This is a genomic window from Arthrobacter sp. 05T47 (assembly GCF_056395825.1).
The window spans coordinates 1-1,724 of the sequence record NZ_JBFTKG010000123.1; the positions used below are offsets into that span (position 1 = coordinate 1).

Annotated in this window: 2 protein-coding genes; one reads left to right on the forward strand and one right to left on the reverse strand. The window is 58.8% G+C overall.

Annotated features, from left to right (window positions below; translation table 11 throughout):
* The coding region (locus AC1DEY_RS23180; protein ID WP_476870047.1) for a hypothetical protein at positions 1–502 on the reverse strand (502 nt) is incomplete at its 3' end.
* A 124-nt stretch (positions 503–626) separates the two neighbouring features.
* Between AC1DEY_RS23180 and AC1DEY_RS23185 the strand changes: the two genes are divergently transcribed.
* Positions 627–1,724: recombinase family protein (locus tag AC1DEY_RS23185; RefSeq protein WP_476870048.1), on the forward strand; the 1,098-nt coding region annotated here is incomplete at its 3' end.

Sequence of the window (1,724 nt, forward strand, 5' to 3'; positions counted from 1 at the left end):
CGTAACACTCACCGTCAATTGGTGAGTGGCCTATAGCAATTGATTGAAAGATGACTATTTGCGGCCCGTTGCAAACTATGGCCGTCTGCGCGCCTAAAAGAGAGCAGTAACTGATAACTTGTAGAACCGCAGACTTGAGATTGGGGCACGCTTCGATCAGCGGCCGAAGTCTGCGAACAGTCGCAGGCCTTCCAGATGGTAAGAACTCAAATTTGACGGCCTCCCGCTTAGCTTCCAGGACTGCCCTCGGGGGCACTCCCAGGACGTAGTCGGCCTTACCGCCATCATCGTCACGCCGTTCGACTTCCATGTTGGGGTGTTCCCAACCCAGACACTCGATCATCAGCCGATCAATGAACTGAAACCTATTCTGCGCTTCGTTCCAATGACGGCTATCCGTCGGAAAGTCGGCTATGATTGCTTTTAGCTTGGACAGGCCGTCCGTCATTTCAAAAGGCGCTTGCATTCTTGCCCCGATAGAATGGCGCTGATGCCACGCCATATAGCTCTGATCATGCAAAGGTTCTTGGAGGCACGCTAGGGTGTAGACGGCGAATGTTTGCGCGTCGTATGCGCTGACCGCAATGCTAGGATGCCTTGGCACCGTGGGGGCGTGGAGGTGAACCATGTCCGGTCTCACGCCGTCGCCGATCCCGGTGGCGCAATACCTGCGCATGTCGAAAGACCATCAGGACTACTCGATACGCAACCAAGCTCGCGCCATCGCGGCCTATGCCGCTGAACACGGCTTCATCATCGTCAAGACCTACACCGACCCCGGCGAAAGCGGACTCACGCTGCGGGAACGCCCTGGGCTTCAGGCCCTGATTGCGGACGTCATGAAACCAGCGTGCCAGTTTAAACGAGTTTTGGTGCTGGACGTGAGCCGATGGGGGCGCTTCCAGAATACCGATCAAGCCGCCGCGTATGAGTTTCTGTGCTGCGAGGCGGGCGCGCCGGTCGTCTTTTGCCGGGAAATTTTCCAGAACGATGGTTCGCCGGTTATGGCGCTTCTCAAGCAGATCAAGCGCGTTCAGGCCGCCGAATTTAGTCGCGAACTCTCAGAAAAGGTCTTGTATGCCCAACTTCTACAGGCGCGGATGGGCCACAAGCTAGGCGGCAACCGACGGTACGGATTTGAGCGCGTCCTCGTCGACGAGCATGGCCATCCGGTGCAGAAGCTGGAGCCAGGTCAAACCAAGGCTCTCAACAACCAGCGCGTCGTTTGGGCCGTTGGCGCCAGCGAAGAAATAGCCGTCATTCGGGAAATCTTCCGCTGGTACGGTACCGACTGCATGAGCCTGGTCGCCATCGCCCGGCGGCTGGACGAAACCGGCGTGCCGACGGCCGGCGGCGGCACCTGGACCGCGCTGCGAGTACGGAACATCCTGACGAACGAGTTGTTGATCGGCACTTACGTGTTCAATCGCACCAGCCAGCCGCTTAAAGGACGTCGGCGGCTAAATCCCCCTGAAGCCTGGATCCGGACCAAGGTGTTGGAGCCCGTGATCAGCCGGGCGCTGTTCGATCGTGCAGCACAGCGGATGCGTATCTCCCGCCGCCGGCTACCGAGGGCCGAAGCTGTCGCCGCAGTGGCCCGACTGCTCAAAGCGAAGGGGTACTTGACTGGCGATCTGATCGATCGCTGCCCCTACACGCCAAGTCAGCAAACCCTGTGTAGGCTGTTTGGATCGCTCCAGGCGGCTTACGATGCCCTCGGGTAC